Here is a 17,848-nt window from a genome sequence, read left to right on the forward strand (position 1 = left end):
GGAGCGCGCACAGGTGACCCGGACGGCCGGCGGCACCGATCCGACGGGCGGCCGGCCGGTCGTCCCCTCCCGCGGCGAACGGCGGCCGCTGGGGCTCGCGGAGGTGACGCTCGCGCCCGGCGGGTTCTGGCCGGGTCTGCAGGAGACCAACGCCGCGGCCACGCTGCCGCACTGCGAGGAGTGGCTGGAGCGGCTCGGCTGGCTGGCGAACTTCGACCGCGTCGCCGCCGGCGGGGCGGGCGCGGAGCGGACCGGCTGGTCCTTCGCCGACTCCGAGGTCTACAAGCTCGTCGAGGCGCTGGCGTGGGAGTACGGGCGTACCGGCGACCCCGGTTGCGACGCCGCCGTACGACGGCTCACCGCGCGCATCGCCGCCGCCCAGGACCCCGACGGCTACCTCAACACCTGCTACGGCCACCCCGGCCGCCCGCCGCGCTACAGCGACCTGGAGTTCGGCCACGAGCTGTACTGCACCGGGCACCTGCTCCAGGCCGCCGTCGCCCGGCTGCGCACCGCCGGCGAGGACGACCTCGTCGCCGTCGCCCGCCGCGCCGCCGACCACGTCTGCGCCGCCTTCGGGCCAGGAGGGCTGCACGGCCTCTGCGGCCACCCCGAGATCGAGACCGGCCTCGCCGAACTGGGCCGCGCCCTCGGCGAGCCCGCCTACGTCGACCAGGCGCGGCTCTTCCTCGACCGCCGCGGCCACCGCACCCTGAAGGTCCCCTTCGGCGTCGGCAGCGCCGGCTACTTCCAGGACGACGTGCCCGTCCGCAAGGCCGACACCTGGCGCGGCCACGCCGTGCGCCAGCTGTACCTGGCGGCCGGCGCCGTGGACGTGGCCGTCGAGCGCGACGACGGGGACCTGATCGCCGCCGTCGAGCGGCAGTGGGCCGGCGCCGTGGCCCGGCGCACCCACCTGACCGGCGGTATGGGCTCGCGGCACCAGGACGAGGGCTTCGGCGAGGACTGGGAGCTGCCGCCGGACCGCGCCTACTGCGAGACCTGCGCGGGCGTGGCGTCCGTGATGGTGTCCTGGCGGCTGCACCTGGCCACCGGCGAGATGCGCTACGCCGACCTGATGGAGCGCACGTTCTTCAACGTCGTCGCCACCTCCCCGCGCAGCGACGGCCGCGCGTTCTTCTACGCCAACCCCCTCCAGCAGCGCACGGCGGGCGGGACCCGCGAGTCCGCCGACGGCGGCGTCAGCCCGCGCGCCGCGGGCGGCACCCGGGCGGCCTGGTTCGACGTCTCGTGCTGCCCCACCAACGTCGCCCGCACCCTGGCCGCCTGGCACACGTACCTCGCCACGGCCGGACGGCGGGAGCTGGCGGTGCTGCAGTACGCGAGCGGCCGGATCGCCGCGGAGCTGGGCGACGGACGGACCGTCGCCGTGGACGTGGAGACGGCGTACCCGGCGGACGGACTGGTGACGATCCGGGTGGTGGACGCCCCCGCCGACGCGGTGGCGCTGCGGCTGCGCGTGCCCGCGTGGGCGCGGGGCGCGGTGCTCCACGAGCGCGGCAGGAGCCGCCCGGCGGGCCCGGGCGCGGCGGTGGTGGACCGCGCGCTGGTGCCGGGCGAGGAGATCCGCCTGGAGCTCCCCGTGGCCCCGCGCTTCACCTGGCCGGACCCCCGCGTCGACGCGCTGCGCGGCTGCGTCGCGGTCGAGCGCGGCCCGCTGGTGTACTGCGCCGAGTCCGTCGACCTGCCGGACGGGCTCTCCCTGGAGGACGTGACGGTGGACACCACCGTGCCGCCGGCGGACCGCGAAGGCGCGGTCGTGGTCGAGACCCTGCCCGCGGGGCCGGCGGCGCCGGAACGGGACTGGCCGTACGGCCCCCGGCCCGATCCGGCGCCGCCGGCGCCCGACCGGGTCCCCGGCGCGGCGCTCCCCCTGGTCCCGTACCACCGCTGGGCGGAGCGCGGACTCTCCACCATGCGTGTCTGGCTGCCCGCGGCGCCGCTGACCGGGCCGCCGTGACCCCGGGCGGGGACGGCCGGGCAACGGCTGCCGCGGCGGTCTCTCCCCCGATGGAGGCGGGTGGCCCGGGTCGGGGCTTCTCCCGGGCCACCCGGGTGCGGAAGGGTGGTGCGTCAGGGGCCTACGTCACCCGCGGCCGATCCTGCTCCGCTTGGCGGCGCGGAAGATGTGGTGGGCCTCCCTTCTGGTGATCACGCCGTCGTCGACGAGCTCGCCCGTCACCTCGCGGACGTGCTTGATGAAGTCGCGCTGGCTGCTCCACGACTGCTCGTCCAGGATGAGGTCGTTGATGGTGCAGCCGTCGCCGGTGCCGGCGTTCGGCACCCCGCTGTCGACGTCGCCGACGACGACGGTCTCCCGCTGGTCCGGGGAAGGACACTGCCCGGGTTCGGCGTCTCCCGCGGTCAGCTCCATCCAGTTGACCCGCACCCGGTTGTCGGGGAAGACGAGGTGCAGCGGGAACGTCCCTTCGGCCGGGGCCAGGTCGAAGGTCACGTTCTGCCAGGTCGCGGCGTCGTCCGCGAGCACGATCTGCGCGTCGTTGCCCTGTGCGGAGGAGTCCGCGGCGGTGGCGCCGCCGTCCTCGTCGAAGCGGTACCAGGCGACGTTGCCGCCGCCGACGTCACCGCCGCCGGGGCCGGCGGTCAGCGACCGGATCTCGTCGGGCGTCAGGGCCCGGTCGAAGAGGTTGAAGTCGTCGACGGAGCCGTTGAGCAGCGGGTCGGCCGACCACTGCGAGTCACCGATCCAGTTCTGCCCCGTCCGGCCGAGGTCCGCCGGGTTCAACGTGAGGTTGTCGTTGGTTCCGATCGGCTCCCCGTTCAGGTACAGCGTTCCCGTGGTGCCCGACAGGGTGACCGCGACATGCTGCCAGCCGTCGGCGGGCAGCGGCTGCGCGCCTTCGATCTGCTGCTCGCCGGAGCCGTCCGTGATCGCGAACCTCATGTTGCCCGACCCGCCGGCGCTCGGCGTGAGGAACATGTAATTGCCGGTGCCGGAGCCGAAGTCGAAGATCCGGGCCCACGTCTGGTCGCCGGACCAGTTCACCCACGCGGAGAGGGTGACGTCCTCGACTCCCTCGACGACGCCCTGCGGCAGCTCCACCTTCTCCACCTGGCCGGATCCGGCCAGCGGGACGGCGGTGCCGAAGCCCTCCGGGCCCGCGGTCCGCGGCACCTCGACGCTGCCCTCGATCTGCGCGGTGCCGAGCAGTTCGCCGTCGGGCGCGCCGCGGCGCACCTCGACCGTCGCGTCGTCGGCCGCCGCCGCCCGCAGCGTCATCCGGCCGACGCCGTCGAGGTGGTACGGCTCGTACGAGGCCCACGCGCCGTCCTGCGCGCTGATCGCCTCGCCGCCGCCGGTCTCCTCGTCGTTCGCGGCGCCGACGCTCACGTTCGCCGAGTCCGCGAAGTGCTCGACCTCCTTGCGCTTCTGCTGGAGGAAGTGCGTCACGCCGCCGGTCAGGGCCGGGGCACCCGCCTCGCCGCCGAGGTCGGTGTAGCTGGCCGTCACCGTCAGCGCGATGTCCGCGGCTTCGCCGTGGTCGGCGTCGGACTGGGTGGTGAGGACGCCTTCGCAGCCGTTCTGCAGCTCGCCCGGATGGACGTGCGCGTTGCCGCCCTCGTCGTGGTAGAGGCCCTGCTGGACGGTCACCCGCTCGCAGTCGATCGCGTCGCCCGTGCCGTCCTCGGCGTCCGACACCGACACCCTGTAGGGGATCTGGTCGCCCCAGTCGAAGACCTGGCCGTTGTGCGGCAGCTCGATGGTCACCTCGGGACGCGTGTTGCCCGCGGTGATCGTGAGGTTGGAGCTGCTGGAGCGTCCCGACGGGTCGGTGACCGTGAGCTGCGCGGTGTACTCGCCGGGCTCGGTGTAGGTGTGGGTGGGGTCGGGTTCGTCCGACGTCGTGCCGTCGCCGAGGTCCCACTCGTACGTCAGTTCGTCGCCGTCCGGGTCGTTGCTGCCCTCGCTGGAGAACGCGACGTCCAGCGGTGCGGGCCCGGAGTCCTTGTCGACCGAGGCTTTCGCGACGGGGGTGCGCGCGCCCTTCGTATAGTTGATCTTGTAGAGGCCGGAGTCCGGGTTGACGTTCTCCCCTCCGTAGTTGAAGTCCATGCCCCACTCGATCAGGTACATCGCCCCGTCGGGCCCGAACTCCATGTCGTGCGGGCTGCGGAACAGGGTGTTCGGCATGAACTGCTCGAAGCTCTCGTAGTTCCCGCTCTCGTCCAGCCGGAGCGCGCCGATCCAGTTGCGCGACCACTCCATGACGAAGACCGCGTCGTCGTAGTGCTCCGGGAACTGCCCGTCACCCAGCAGTTCGGGGTCGTAGTGGTACACGTCGCCGGCGTACGCGGAGCGCCCGCCGCCCTGGGGAATCTCCGGGAACTGCGGCGACTCGCCGTACGGGTACCAGATGAACGCGTCCTTGGCCGGCGGCACGGTGTCCAGGCCGGTGTTGAACGGGGACGTGTTGGCCGGGCCGTTCTCGCAGTCGAAGGACTCGCCCGGGGTGCCGGTGGCGAAGTCCCACTCCCGGTACGCCTGGTTGTCGCCGATGCAGTACGGCCAGCCGTAGTTGCCCGCCTCGCGGATCTGGTTCCACTCGTCGTAGCCGCGCGGCCCGCGGTCGGGGTTGTCGCTGCCCGCGTCGGGGCCGACCTCGCCGGCGTAGACCCAGCCGGTCTCGTCGTCGACGGCGATCCGGAAGGGGTTGCGGTGGCCCATCGTGTAGATCTCGGGCCGCGTCTTCTCGGTGCCCGGCGGGAAGAGGTTGCCCTCCGGGATCGAGTAGGTGCCGTCGTCCTCGGGGGTGATCCGCAGGATCTTGCCGCGCAGGTCGTTGGTGTTGCCGGAGGTGCGCCGCGCGTCGTAGGAGTGCTTGGCGTCCTCGCTGGTGTGCTCGTCGTGGACGCGCCCGTCGATCGGGGCGAAGCCGTCGGAGGCGAAGTGCGCGGTGTCGTCGCCGGTGGAGATGAACAGGTTGCCGTCGGGGCCGAACCTCATCGACCCGGCGGAGTGGCAGCACACCTCCCGCTGGTGGGTGAACTCCAGCAGGACCTTCTCGGACTGAAGGTCCAGGGTGTCGCCGTCGGCGGTGAACCTGGAGACGTGCTGCACCTCGGGCGAGGGTGCGCTGTAGAAGAGGTAGACCCACTGGTTGGTCTCGAAGTCGGGGTCGAGGGCGATGCCCAGCAGCCCGTTCTCGTTGCCGCGGTGGACCGGGATCTGCGCGGCGGTCTTCACCGCGCCGGTCTCCGGGTCGTAGACCTTCACCGTGCCGCCCAGCTCGACGTAGAAGACGCGCCCGTCGGGGGCGACGGCCAGCTCCATCGGGTTGGCGGTGTTGTCGTCCAGCGCGACCTTCTCGAACGAGGACTCCGTGGCGGGCCCCTCGCGCGGCTCGCCGCAGTCGCCCTCCGCGGCGCCGGCCGCCCACTGGATGCCGCCGAGGATGTGCTGGCGCAACTGCGGTTCGTCGTAGTGCTCCGGCTGGTGGCCGAGCGCGGTGTACCAGGTCCTGCCGCCGTCGTAGTTGGAGCACCACGCGATCGGGTGGTCCTCACCCATGGCGTCCGGCCCCGGGTTGTACGTCGACTCGTCCAGCGTGGCCAGGACGTGGACCTTCTCGCGCGGGTTGGCGGTGAAGTTGTACCACTCGTCGGTACGGACCCACTCGGCCGGCAGCCCGGCCGTCGACGGATGCGTGGAGTCCTCTATTCGTACGGTCGCCTCCTGGAACTGGTCCGCGCCGGAGGGATGGCTCTTGAAGAACGCGCCGCCCATGAGCTCGGACCACCAGGGCCAGTCCGTCTTGTCCATGTTCGACGACGAGTGCAGCCCGATGAATCCTCCGCCGCGCTGGATGTAGCGCTCGAAGGCGTGCCGCTGCCCGGTGTCGAGGGTGTTCTCGCCGTCGGTGAAGAAGGCGATGGCCTCGTACTGCGCCAGCCCTTCGTCGGTGAAGACCGCGGCGTCCTGGGTCTCGGTCACCGTGAAGCCGTTGTCCTGGCCGAGCTGTTCGACGGCCGTGATGGCGGACGGAATGGAGTCGTGCCGGAAGCCCGTCGTCTTGTGGAAGAACAGCACGTCGTACTCCGCGGCTTCCTGTGCCGCGCTGGTCGTGGCCATTCCTGGGAGGAACGAGACCAGGACGGCCAACACCGCGGTGAACAGGGTGTATCTATGGCGTTGTCGCATTGCCCTCTCCGTGCGTCGTTGCGGATGGGATTTCGGAAATCAGGGGGTACGGTGGGGCCCGGGGGACACCCCGGTGAGGAAGGACAGCCCGTCGGCGGCGATCGCGTCCTGGCTCGGTGCCAGGGGCCGCCAGATCGAGGCGGCCGTCGCGATCGTCTCGTTGTCCCCGGTGAACGACTCGATCACCAGCGGCCCGCCGTATCCGGTGTCGTCGAGGGCGGCGAGGATGCCCGGCCAGTCGAGGTGGTCCGCGCCCGGGGCGCCGCGGTCGTTCCCGCAGACCTGGACGTGCGCGATCCGGTCCCCGGCCTGCCGGACGGCCGCCGGGACGTCCTTCTCTTCGATGTTCATGTGGTAGACGTCCAGGGCGACCCCACAGCCTTCGGGCGGCAGGCCGTCAAGCGCGTCGAGCGTCTGGCCGACGGTGTTGACCACGCTCGTCTCGTAGCGGTTGAGGGGTTCGACCGCGACGGTGAGGCCGGCGCCCCGCGCGTGCTCCACCACGGGAGCGAGGTTTTCCCGCAGCTGCTCGTAGCAGCTGCGGCGCTCCTCGCCGGTCATCCGCCAGGTACGTCCCACGGACGCGTAGACCGGCCCCGCGACCACCGGCGAGGACACCGCGGCCGCCACGTCGGCCGCCTGCCGCAGGAAGTACTGGGTGCGGGTCACCGTCGCCCGGTCGGCCGCCACCAACTCGCGTCCCGGCCCCATGGCGACCACGACGGTGGCCGACAGGCCGAGCGAGTCGAGCAGCTTCGCCGTCCGGGCGGGGTCCCAGTCGCCGATGTTCTCCACCGGGAGTTCAACCACGTCGAAGCCCCACTCCCGGATACGGGGCGCCAGCTCGGCCAGCCGGCCGTCGGTCAGGGGCGAGGTCCACACCCAGGTGTTGACCCCGAACGTCCTCGTCGCCTCCATTGGTTCTCCCCTCGCGTTTCCTTCGTCCACCGCGCGGCGCGGGCCGGACGTCTTACGTCAGCGCCCGGCCGGTGCCGCCCACGCCGAGGTACCGGCTCTGCAAGTCCGGCCGGCCGATCAGTTCGTCGCCGGCGAACTCCGCCTCCAGCCGGCCGGACACCATGACGAGCTGGCGCTTCGCCATCCGGACCGCGGCGCGCAGGTTCTGCTCGACGACGAGCACGGCCACCCCCTCCGCGACCAGGCGGTGCACGACGTCGACGAGAACGTCGACGATGGTCGGGGCCAGCCCCTCGGACGGCTCGTCCATGACGATCAGGTGCGCGTTGAGCAGCAGGGCCCGCCCGACGGCGAGCATCTGCTGCTCGCCGCCGGAGAGCGCGGCCCCGCCGTGCTTCTTGCGCTCGGCCAGCCGCGGGAACAGCTCGTACACCGCCTCGGGCGTCCACCGCTTGGCGCGCGCCCTGCGGGCCAGCATGGCCAGGTGCTCGTCGACGGTGAGCGACGGGAACAGCCGCCGGCCCTGCGGGACGTAGGCGATGCCGGCGCCCGCGACCTTCTCCGGCGTCCGGCCGTCGAGCCGCTGCCCGCGCAGCCGGATCTCGCCGCCCGCCGGCGGGAGGAACCCGACGAGCGTGTCGCAGAGCGTGGTCTTGCCCATGCCGTTGCGGCCGACGATCCCGACCGCCTCGGCGCCCATGCTGAAGTCGAGGTCCTCCAGGACGACGGAGGCGCCGTAGCCGGCGCGCAGCCCGCGTACCTCCAGCAGCGGTGCGTCCTTCACGCCGCCACCTCCGTACCGAGGTAGATCCGGTGGACCCGGGGATCGCCGCGGACCTCGTCCGGGGTGCCGGCCGTGACCTGCTCGCCGTCGGCCATCACCACCACCCGCTGGGCGATGCGGAATGCCACGTCCATGTCATGCTCGATGAGCAGCAGCGTCAGCTCCCCGCGGAACGACTCCAGCAGCTCGACGAGCCGCTCGCGCTCACCGCGCGACAGGCCGGACGCCGGTTCGTCGAGCAGCATCACGTCCGGCTCCGTGGCGATCGCCATGCCGAGCTCCAGCTGGCGCTGCTGCCCGTGGGACAGCTCCCCCGCCGCGGCGTCGAGCTGCCCGGACAGCCACACCCGGTCCGCCACGGCGGCGGCCTCACCGCCCATCCGCCGGTCGGCGGCCGTGCGCCACAGCGCCCGGTGCCGGCCCCGCAGCCCGGCGAGCGCGAGGTAGATGTTCTCGCGCACGGTGAGTCCGGCCAGGGCCCGCGCCTTCTGGTACGTCCGGGCGACGCCGAGGCGCGGCCGGTAGCGCGACGGCCGGTGGACGCACTCGACGCCCTTGATGACGACGGACCCGCCGGTGGGGGTGACGTCGCCGGCGATCACGTTGAACAGCGTGGTCTTTCCGGCGCCGTTGGGCCCGAGGATCGCCAGCCGCTCGCCCCGCGCGATGGCGAGGTCGATTCCGCGCAGGGCGAGCAGGCCGCCGAACGCCACCGTGACCGAGCTGACCTGGACGACGGGCGCCCGGCCGGCCGGCTCGGACGGCGCCGTACTGGGGTGGGCCATGACCGGATCTCCTATCGCTGCGGGACGCCGTCGACGACCGGGATGGCCTTGCCCTCCCAGGGCAGGTCCCGCTTCTCGCACTTGGGGAAGTCCCGGCCGGGGGACGGGGTCTCCGGGCTGAACGTGCCGCCGAAGGTCTGGTCGACGCCGGGGACGATGGCCACGCTCTCCTGGACGACCTCGCCGGAGTCGTCGACGGCGAGGCGGGAGAGCCCGACATCGACGACGCCGCTGCGGTTCTCGTCCAGGCTGATGTCGCCGTGCGGCAGGTCGAGAGTGAGACCGGAGATGGCCTTGTGGAACGCCTTGACGTCGGAGATGTCGCCGTCCACCGTCTGGAGCGCCTCGATCAGCGCCACGCCGGCCGTGTAGTACCCGTAGAAGAACCCGAAGGCGGCGGCGGTCGACGGCGGGGCGGGCTCGTTGCCGCTCAGCGATCCGGGGATGGTCTCCCAGGTCTCGTCGGCGGCGGCCAGGTACTCCTTGATCTCCGGGGTCTGGATGTCGCCCGGCAGGGTGGCGAAGCCGCCGATGTGCGCGCCGGCGATGTCGGTGCCGAGCGCCTGGGCGAGGTCCGGGTTGAAGAAGAAGTTGCCCGCGTGCTGGTCGCCGGTCAGGTCGCCCTTGGCGTTGACGAACGCCTCCAGCGCGGCCTGCGTGCCGGTGCCGCCCACGGCCCAGAAGTAGCCGTCCACCTCGTCGGGGTCCGGCAGCTGCGCGATGTAGGAGGAGTAGTCGGTGGTGCCCAGGGGCGGGAACACCCGGTGGGTGACCTCGCCGCCGACGCCGCAGAAGTCGGCGACGAAGCCGGCCGCAGAGGTGTGGCCGAAGCTGTAGTCGTCGGCGATGACCGCGACCTTGTCCCAGCCCTTCTCGTTGTGCAGCAGGTCGCCGAGGCCGGCGTTCCAGATCGCGCCGTCGCCGTAAAACCGGAAGTAGTTGGGCGCCTGGACCTGCAAGGTCTGCTCCTGCGAGCCGGAGATGCCCGCGAACACGGTGAGGTCGGGCTTGCTCTTCGCGTACTCGGCGATGGCGATGCCCTCGTCGCCGGAGAGCGGGCCGATGATGACGTTGGCGCCCTGCTTCTCCACCAGGCGGCGCACCTCCTGGAGGATGCGGTCGGCGGTGTCGTCGCCGCAGCCGATGCCGACGAGTTCGATGGGGGTGCCCGCGACCTCCGCATCCTTGAAGCCGTCGAGGGCGGAGGTGGTCGAGTTCGACTGCGCACCGGCGTACCGGGCGAACGCGAGCGTCGCACCGGCGACCACGTCCTCGTGGAATCCGCCGAACGGGCCCTCGCACTGGCCCAGGATCCCCAGCCGGACGCCGTCGCCCTTCGCGGAGAAGTTCCCGGACCCCTCGTCGGCGGGCAGCCCGGAGGAGCCGCCGTCTCCGCTGCAACCCGCGGCCAGCAGTGCCAGGCTCGCCGCCGTGGATAGTGTCAGTGCCGCCTGGCGGCTGAGTCTGCTCATGGTCGTGTGACTCCCAGTTCCTTCTCGGTCGTGCGAACGGGCAGCGGTTGTCCGGTGGACGGAGCCGGCCCCCCGGTCCGGGCGGGCGGGCGGAGGCGGTCGCGCAGCCGCCGGGCGATCCCCGTCAGGCCCTCGGGCGAGAGCATCATGATCACCAGGACGATCACCCCGATCACGGTGTTGAACCGCGCCTCGGTGATGCCGATCCGGTCGATCAGCGGCAGGTCGCGCAGGTAGGTGAAGATCAGTACGTAGACGAAGGCACCCAGCCAGGCGCCCTCGAAGGACGAGATGCCGCCGATCACCGCGATGATCAGCAGGATCAGGGTGGGGCCGATCGCGATCGACGCGGGGTCGATCTGGCCGTTCCACCACACGTTCAGCAGGCCCGCCGCCCCGGCCGTGAAGCCGGCCAGGGTGAAGGCCAGCGCCCGGTGCAGCGGCACGTTGAACCCCAGCGACGCCATCCGGACCGGATCGTCGCGGACTCCTTGCAGTGCCAGACCGAACGCGGTACGCCCGACCGCCCGGAAGCCCAGGTACGCCAGCACCGAGAGCCCGAGGCCCGCGTAGTACAGTCGCACCGGCGGACCGAGGAGGTCCGGCCGCTGGATGCTGGTCAGGCCGCCGGGCCCGGAGATCTCGACGATCTGGGCGAACACGTAGTAGCCGATGACGGCGTAGACCATCGTGAGCATCAGGAAGTAGAGGCCGGTGGAGCGGCTGGCGAGTGCGCCGAGGACGAACGCGGCCGCGGTGGTGATCACCAGGGCGAAGACGACCGCCGCCCAGGGACTCCAGCCGAGGTTCAGCCCGCGGGCCCCGGTCTCCTGGGCCGCGTTGCCGAACATGAAGCCGGCGACGCCGAACAGCAGGAACTGGGCGAGGGAGGTCATCCCCCCGTACTTGGCGAGGAACACGATGGTCGCCGCCGCCAGGCCGAGGACGAACGTCTGCGTCATGACGAAGTTGACGAAGTACGAGGTCGCCAGACTCGGCAGCACCAGCAGGAGGACGACCACGGCGGTACCGGTCAGGTTGCTCCGGGTCAGCAGGTCCCGCGCCGTCATGCCGGCCTCCCGAACAGGCCGTAGGGGCGGACCGCCAGGACCAGCGCCAGCAGGACGAAGGTCATGATGATCGCGTAGTAGGAGTACTCGCTCGGCAGGTACGCGGGCGAGAACGCGACGACCGTGCCGTACAGCAGCGATCCCGCCGCGGCGCCCCGGAGCGAACCGAGGCCGCCGATGATGACGACGACGAGGGAGTTCAGCAGCCAGTTGCCGTCGGTGCCGGGCGCGGCCCCGGCGAACGAGGCGCCGAGCACGCCGCCCACGCCGGCCAGGAACGAGCCGACGAAGAAGGTGACCGCGAAGACCAGCTTGATGTTGATCCCGAGCCCGCGCACCATCTCGCGGTCGTCCACACCGGCCCGGATCACCATCCCGGTGCCCGTCCTGGTGAGCCAGAGCCACAGCAGCAGGCCGACCAGCGCGGCCACACCGAGGATGAACAGCCGGGTGGCGGGGTAGCGCTCGCCCTGGACGGAGAAGAAGTGCGTGACCGCGCCGGGCCAGACCATCGTCTGGGCCAGCCCGCCGAACTCACGCAGCATCTGGTCGGCCAGGACGACCGTGAGGGCCAGCGTCATCAGCGCCTGGCGCAGTTCCTGGCCCTCGTTCCACTGAAGAAAGAGCTGCTGGATCACCAGCCCGGCCACGGCCGCGACACCGGCGCCGGCCAGCATCGGCACCACCCAGTCCAGCACGCCGACCTGTCCCGGCTCGATGTTGCGGGACCGGCCGACCATCGACTCCTGCACCCGGATGGCGATGTACGCGGCCAGCAGGAACAGCGAGCCGTGCGCCATGTTCACCGTGCGCATCAGCCCGAAGATCAGGGTGAAGCCGGACGCCGCGACGAACAGAAGCCCGGCGAACGTGACCGCGTCGAGCACCGTGACGAGGAACTGCCCCGGGTCCTGGGTCGCGGGCCCGGCCGGCGTGTCGTCGGCGAGGAACGCCACCCACGCGACGAGGGCGGTGACGGCCAGGACCACGCCCCAGAGCGGAACTCTTCGGAGGGCCGCGCGCCAGCGTGCCGCGGTGTCCGCCGGCCCGCCCCCCAGGGTCGCGTTCACGACGGTCCCGCGTAGTCGGGAAGCAGCACCTGCGCTCCCCCGTTCATGGCGGACGCGTGCGCGCAGATGCCCACCGACGTCCAGTTCGCCGCGGTGACCTCGTCGATGGCGGACGCGCGGTCCTCGACGATGCACCGCACGAACTCGTGGGCCAGGTGCGGATGCGAGCCGCCGTGGCCGCCGCCCTGGACAAACGAGAGGTGCTCGTTGTCATCGCCGTAGACGCCGCTCGTCGTGAACGGGGCGATCTCCGGCGGCAGCCGGTGCGCGAAGTCCGGGATCTCGATCGTCTTCGGGACCTCACCGGTGTGCAGCACGTGCCCGGCGCCCTGGGTCTGCTCCCATTCGAAGCTCGCCCGGTCCCCGAACACCGTGAAGCTCTCGACGTATTCGTGTGCCGTCTCGAAAAGCGAGCGCGCTATCTCGGCACCCACGGGCGATTCCCGGAGGGTGATGAGGGCGCTTTCCACGGCAAACGGCGAGCCGTACTTTCCGGCGAGGTCCTCGGATATTCGGCCGGAGCCGATACACACGACACTCTCCGCCAGCGCACCGGCGAGACTCAGCACGGGACTCACCGCATGGGTGGCGTAGTGCATGGGCGGCAGACCCTCCCAGTACCCGGGCCAGCCCGCCATTTCCTGGTAATGGGCGCCGCGCAGGAACTGGACCCGGCCGATCGTGCCGTTCTCCACGAGATCGCGGACGTGCAGGAACTCGCGGGAGTACACAACCGTCTCCATCATCATGTACTTCCGGCCCGACTCCCGGACCGCCGCGACGATCTCCCGGCACTCGTCGAGCGTCGTGGCCATCGGCACCGTGCAGGCGACGTGCTTCCCGGCGCGCAGGGCCGCGACGGTCTGCCCGGCGTGGTCCGGAATCGGGGTGTTGATGTGGACCGCGTCGATCTCCGGGTCCTTGAGCATCGCGTCGAAGCTGGTGTAGCGGCCCGTCACACCGAAGTGATCGGCGACCTCGGAAAGCGCGTTCTCCGTGCGCTGGCAGACCGCCACCAACTCGGCATCGGGATGCGCCTGATAGATGGGGATGAACTCGGCACCGAATCCGAGGCCGGCTATCGCCACCCGTACCTTCTGCGTCATGGTTGACCTCCCATGGCCGTGTAGATTACGGACGTCCACGGAGACCAAGCCATGCGTTATCTCGCAGGTTGCCTTAGAATTTTTACATGCCCGTCCGCAGGACACGTCACGTCGCGCTGCTGGTCGAAACCTCGAACGCTTACGCCCGCGGCGTACTGGTCGGTGTGAAGAAGTACGTCGAAGCGCACCCGGGCTGGTCGATCTACCTCGCGGAACACAGCCGCCACGAGACCGACTTCTCGTGGCTCGAAGACTGGCACGGCCACGGCGTACTGGCCCGCATCGAGAGCGCCGAGACCGCCGCGTTCATCCGCCGGCTCGGCCTGCCCACGGTCGACCTCAGCGCGGCCCGGCTCGTACCCGAACTCCCCGGCGTCGAGACCGACGACGCCACCATCGCGCGCTGGGCCCTCCGGCACTTCGAGGAGCGCGGCCTGCGGCACTTCGCCTACTGCGGCGACGAGCGGTTCGGCTGGTCCGTCAAGCGCGGCGCCTGGTTCGCGGGGCACGTGCGCGAACGCGGCTCGGAACCCCGGGAGTTCCGGATGAAGCCCTCGGGGATGCGCGCCGCCGACCGCGAGCTGCTCGCCCGGTGGCTCACCGACCTCCCCAAGCCGGTGGGCGTCTTCGCCTGCTACGACATCGCCGGCCAGGAGGTGCTGGAGGCATGCAAGAACGCCGAGCTGGCCGTGCCCGACTCGGTCGCGGTCATCGGCGTCGACAACGACGAGCTCATCGGCAACCTCACCACGCCACCGCTGTCGAGCATCGAGCCGGACACGACGCGGACGGGATACCTCGCCGCCGAGCTCCTGGACCGCGTCATGCAGGGCCACACCCTCGCACCGGGCCTGCGCCTGATCGAACCGACCCGGCTCGTCGTCCGGCAGTCCTCGGACATCCTCGCCGTGGACGACCCCCTCGTCGCCGAGGCCCTGCGGTTCATCCGCGACCGCTCGGACCAGAATCTGGCGGTCACCGCCGTCCTCCGGCACGTCGGGCTCTCCCGGCGCGCGCTCGACCACCGGTTCCTCAAGGGCCTGGGCCGGACGGTCCACGGCGAGATCGTGCGCGTCCGGGTGGCGCACGTCGCCGAACTGCTGTCCGCGACCGACTGGACGCTCCCGCAGATCGCGCAACGACTCCACTTCAGCCATTCCGAATACATGAGCGTCGTGTTCAAGAAGCACACCGGGAAATCGCCGGGCGAGTACCGCCGGTCGGTGAACGGATCCGTCGCACGGCAGACCTTCTGGGGAGACCAGCAGGGACAACTGCCGCCAGACGGTCAAGAAGGATGACGAACCCGGACACGGGATCACTTCTCAAAGACCCCGCACACGCCCCGCGTCGCTGTGCTCGCCGACAGGGAGTCTTTGTCCTCACTGCGGAAGAACTCTAAAGATTCAACGCGAAAGGTCTTGCGCCCCCGGACCAACGCCGTTACGTTCCTCGTCACAACCGGTCACCGTGCGTGGTCGGCGTTCCCAGCACCACGGCGCGCGCCTCCTAGCTCCCCTTCGCTCCCCACCGGCGGGCAGCCCCTTCCGGCCTGCCGGCCCCCCAACCATGGGAGACATCTGTGCGCTTGAGACCGCTCAGACCGTTCCGCGTCCCGGCTGCCGCTCTCGCCGTGCTCCTCGCGGCCGGCATGACGGCCCCCTCGCTTCCCGCGGCCGCCGCGTCCGCACCCGCGGCGCCCGCCGGGGCCCCTGCCGAGCCCTTGGCAGAGGAATTCCAGCAGGTCACCCTCGCCAAGGGGGTGGCGGAGACCGGCGAGCCGATGACGATGGCGGTCCTGCCCGACCGCTCCGTGCTGCACACGTCCCGCGACGGCACCCTCCGGCTCACCGACGCCGACGGCACCACCAAGGTGGCGGGCAGGGTCGACGTCTACGGCCACGACGAGGAGGGCTTGCAGGGCGTCGGCGTGGACCCGGGGTTCGCCGGCAACCGCCACATCTACCTCTACTACGCCCCCACGCTCGACACCCCGGGCGACGACGCCCCCGGCGACGGATCGGACGCGGACTTCGCCCCGTACGAGGGCGTGAACCGGCTGTCGCGCTTCACCCTCACCAACGACGGCACCCTCGTCACCGGCAGCGAACAGACGATCCTCGACGTCCCCGCCACCCGGGGCATCTGCTGCCACGTGGGCGGCGACATCGACTTCGACGCCCAGGGCAACCTCTACCTGTCCACCGGCGACGACTCCAACCCCTTCGCCTCCGACGGCTACACCCCGATCGACGAACGCACCTCCCGCAACCCCGCCTACGACGCCCAGCGCTCCGCCGGAAACACCAACGACCTGCGCGGGAAGATCCTGCGGATCAAGGTCCAGGCCGACGGCTCGTACACCGTCCCCGACGGCAACCTCTTCGCGCCGGGGACGGCCGGAACCCGTCCCGAGATCTACGCCATGGGCTTCCGCAACCCCTTCCGGATGAACGTCGACAAGGCCACGGGCACCGTCTACGTCGGCGACTACGGACCCGACGCCGGCACCGCCGACCCGGCCCGCGGCCCGGGCGGCCAGGTCGAGTTCAACCGGATCACGCAGGCCGGCAACTTCGGCTGGCCCTACTGCACCGGCGACAACGACGCCTACGTCGACTACGACTTCGCCTCCGGCTCCTCCGGCGCCGCCTTCGACTGCGCGGCACCGAAGAACACCTCGCCGCGCAACACCGGCCTGACCGACCTGCCGCCGGCGCAGCCCGCGTGGCTGCCGTACGACGGCGGCTCGGTACCCGAGTTCGGCAACGGCTCGGAGTCGCCGATGGGCGGCCCCGTGTACCGCTACGACGCGTCGTCGTCCTCGGACGTGAAGTTCCCGCAGTCCTACGACGGCGACTTCTTCGCCGGCGAGTTCGGCCGCCGCTGGATCAAGCGGATCGAGCAGGGCGGGGACGGGACGGTCCAGGGCATCCACGCCTTCCCCTGGAGCGGCACTCAGGTGATGGACATGGCCTTCGGCCCGGACGGCGCGCTCTACGTCCTCGACTACGGCACCGGATGGGCCAACGGCGACGAGAACTCCGCGCTGTACCGCATCGAGCACGTCACCGGCGACAGGTCCCCCCTCCCCGAGGCGGGCGCGGACCACACCTCCGGACAGGCACCTCTGACCGTGGCGTTCTCCTCGGCGGGCAGCTCCGACCCCGACGGCGACCCGCTGAGCTTCGCGTGGGACTTCGGTGACGGCACCTCCTCGACGGAGGCGAACCCCACGCACACCTACACCGCCAACGGCCAGTACACCGCCACGCTCACCCTCTCGGACGGCACCGGCAACAGCGCCACCGCCTCGGTGCAGGTGACCGTCGGCAACACCGCGCCCACCGTGCGACTGGACCTGCCCGTCGAGGGCCGCATCGTCGATCCGGGCGCGGCGGTCCCGTTCGAGGTGACGGTGACCGATCCGGAGGACGGCACCATCGACTGCTCCCGGGTGACGGTCACCTTCATCATCGGGCACGACGACCACGGCCACCCGCAGACGTCCGCCACCGGCTGCTCCGGCACGGTGCAGACCATCGCGGACGGCGAGCACGACCCCAACGCCAACCTCTACGGCGTCTGGGACGCCGAGTACACCGACGAGGGCGCGAACGGCCAGCCCGCCCTGAGCTCCCACGACCAGAACGTCAGCCAGCCCAGTCACCGCCAGGGCGAACACTACGGCGACTCGTCGGGAGTGCAGATCGTCGACCACGCACCCGCGCACGGCGGCAGGACGGTCGGCCACATCGACGACGGCGACTGGATCTCCTTCACCCCGTACGCCCTGGACGACGCCTCGGCGTTCACCGCACGGGTCTCCTCGGCGGGCTCCGGCGGCACCCTTGAGGTGCGGGCGGGATCGCCCACCGGCACCCTGCTCGGCGCCACGACGGTGCCCGTCACGGGCGGCTGGGAGACCTTCCAGGACGTCACCACCCCGCTCACCGACCGGCCCGGCGGTACGACCACGCTCTACCTGGTCTTCAAGGGCGGCTCCGGATCACTCTTCGACGTCGACGACTTCCACTTCACCACCGGCGGGACCTCCGGTCCGCGGTCCGGCGCGGTGCAGGGCGTGAACGGCAAGTGCCTGGACGTGGCCGACTCCCAGTCCGCCGACGGCACCCAGGTCCAGCTGTGGACCTGCAACGGCACCGCCGCCCAGGACTGGACCCTGCCCGGCGACGGCACCGTCCGCGCGCTCGGCAAGTGCCTCGACGTCAACGGCGCCGGCACAGCCGACGGAACAAAGATCCAGCTCTGGACGTGCAACGGCACCACAGCCCAGCAATGGCAGCCGCACACCGACAGCACCGTACGCAACCCGGCCTCCGGCAAATGCCTCGACGCCGAAGGCGCCACCTGGAACGACGGCACCAAGGTCCACCTGTGGACCTGCCACACCGGCCCCAACCAGAAATGGACCCTGCCCTGAGCAGGAATGGAGGCGCAA

At 71.3% G+C, this 17,848-nt stretch carries 11 protein-coding genes; 3 read left to right on the plus strand and 8 right to left on the minus strand.

The genetic code is table 11. The annotated features are described in order from the left end of the window. The first annotated feature begins 13 nt into the window (after positions 1 to 13). Positions 14 to 1,981 (plus strand): glycoside hydrolase family 127 protein, encoded by a 1,968-nt coding sequence (locus ACHZ99_RS03400; RefSeq protein ID WP_420302786.1) that lies wholly within the window; start codon positions 14 to 16, stop codon positions 1,979 to 1,981. Positions 1,982 to 2,107: 126 nt separating this feature from the next. Here ACHZ99_RS03400 and ACHZ99_RS03405 read toward each other — a convergent pair whose 3' ends face one another. The 8 genes from ACHZ99_RS03405 to ACHZ99_RS03440 form a co-directional block, all read right to left on the minus strand. After that, positions 2,108 to 6,112, minus strand: coding sequence for a ThuA domain-containing protein (locus ACHZ99_RS03405; protein WP_420302787.1), 4,005 nt, complete (start codon positions 6,110 to 6,112; stop codon positions 2,108 to 2,110). 108 nt (positions 6,113 to 6,220) lie between these two features. Further along, the gene (locus ACHZ99_RS03410) at positions 6,221 to 7,099 is read right to left on the minus strand and encodes a sugar phosphate isomerase/epimerase family protein (RefSeq protein ID WP_420302788.1); all 879 of its coding nucleotides are present in this window, start codon (positions 7,097 to 7,099) and stop codon (positions 6,221 to 6,223) included. Positions 7,100 to 7,151: 52 nt separating this feature from the next. Continuing rightward, on the minus strand, positions 7,152 to 7,883 hold the full coding sequence (locus ACHZ99_RS03415; RefSeq protein ID WP_420302789.1) for an ABC transporter ATP-binding protein: 732 nt from the start codon (positions 7,881 to 7,883) through the stop codon (positions 7,152 to 7,154). Then, positions 7,880 to 8,668, minus strand: coding sequence for an ABC transporter ATP-binding protein (locus ACHZ99_RS03420; protein ID WP_420302790.1), 789 nt, complete (start codon positions 8,666 to 8,668; stop codon positions 7,880 to 7,882). Before ACHZ99_RS03420 ends, ACHZ99_RS03415 begins: the two co-directional genes overlap by 4 nt. A gap of 11 nt (positions 8,669 to 8,679) precedes the next feature. Beyond that, on the minus strand, positions 8,680 to 10,140 hold the full coding sequence (locus ACHZ99_RS03425) for an ABC transporter substrate-binding protein (protein ID WP_420302791.1): 1,461 nt from the start codon (positions 10,138 to 10,140) through the stop codon (positions 8,680 to 8,682). After that, positions 10,137 to 11,210 carry a branched-chain amino acid ABC transporter permease gene (locus ACHZ99_RS03430; RefSeq protein WP_420302792.1) on the minus strand — a complete coding sequence of 358 codons (1,074 nt, stop codon included), beginning with the start codon at positions 11,208 to 11,210 and terminating at the stop codon, positions 10,137 to 10,139. The genes ACHZ99_RS03425 and ACHZ99_RS03430 overlap by 4 nt, the downstream gene beginning before the upstream one ends. Beyond that, the gene (locus tag ACHZ99_RS03435) at positions 11,207 to 12,280 is read right to left on the minus strand and encodes a branched-chain amino acid ABC transporter permease (RefSeq protein ID WP_420302793.1); all 1,074 of its coding nucleotides are present in this window, start codon (positions 12,278 to 12,280) and stop codon (positions 11,207 to 11,209) included. Before ACHZ99_RS03435 ends, ACHZ99_RS03430 begins: the two co-directional genes overlap by 4 nt. Continuing rightward, positions 12,277 to 13,386, minus strand: coding sequence for a Gfo/Idh/MocA family protein (locus ACHZ99_RS03440; RefSeq protein WP_420302794.1), 1,110 nt, complete (start codon positions 13,384 to 13,386; stop codon positions 12,277 to 12,279). The genes ACHZ99_RS03435 and ACHZ99_RS03440 overlap by 4 nt, the downstream gene beginning before the upstream one ends. An 86-nt stretch (positions 13,387 to 13,472) precedes the next feature. Between ACHZ99_RS03440 and ACHZ99_RS03445 the strand changes: the two genes are divergently transcribed. Both ACHZ99_RS03445 and ACHZ99_RS03450 read left to right on the plus strand, forming a co-directional pair. After that, entirely contained in the window at positions 13,473 to 14,687 is a 1,215-nt protein-coding gene (locus ACHZ99_RS03445) for a XylR family transcriptional regulator (protein ID WP_420302795.1), read from the plus strand. Positions 14,688 to 14,968: 281 nt separating this feature from the next. Next, a complete protein-coding gene (locus tag ACHZ99_RS03450; protein WP_420302796.1) occupies positions 14,969 to 17,830 on the plus strand; it encodes a PQQ-dependent sugar dehydrogenase in 2,862 nt (953 codons plus the stop codon). Positions 17,831 to 17,848 lie beyond the last annotated feature (18 nt).

It is taken from the genome of Streptomyces sp. MAR4 CNX-425, assembly GCF_048656465.1.
Taxonomy (GTDB): domain Bacteria; phylum Actinomycetota; class Actinomycetes; order Streptomycetales; family Streptomycetaceae; genus Streptomyces.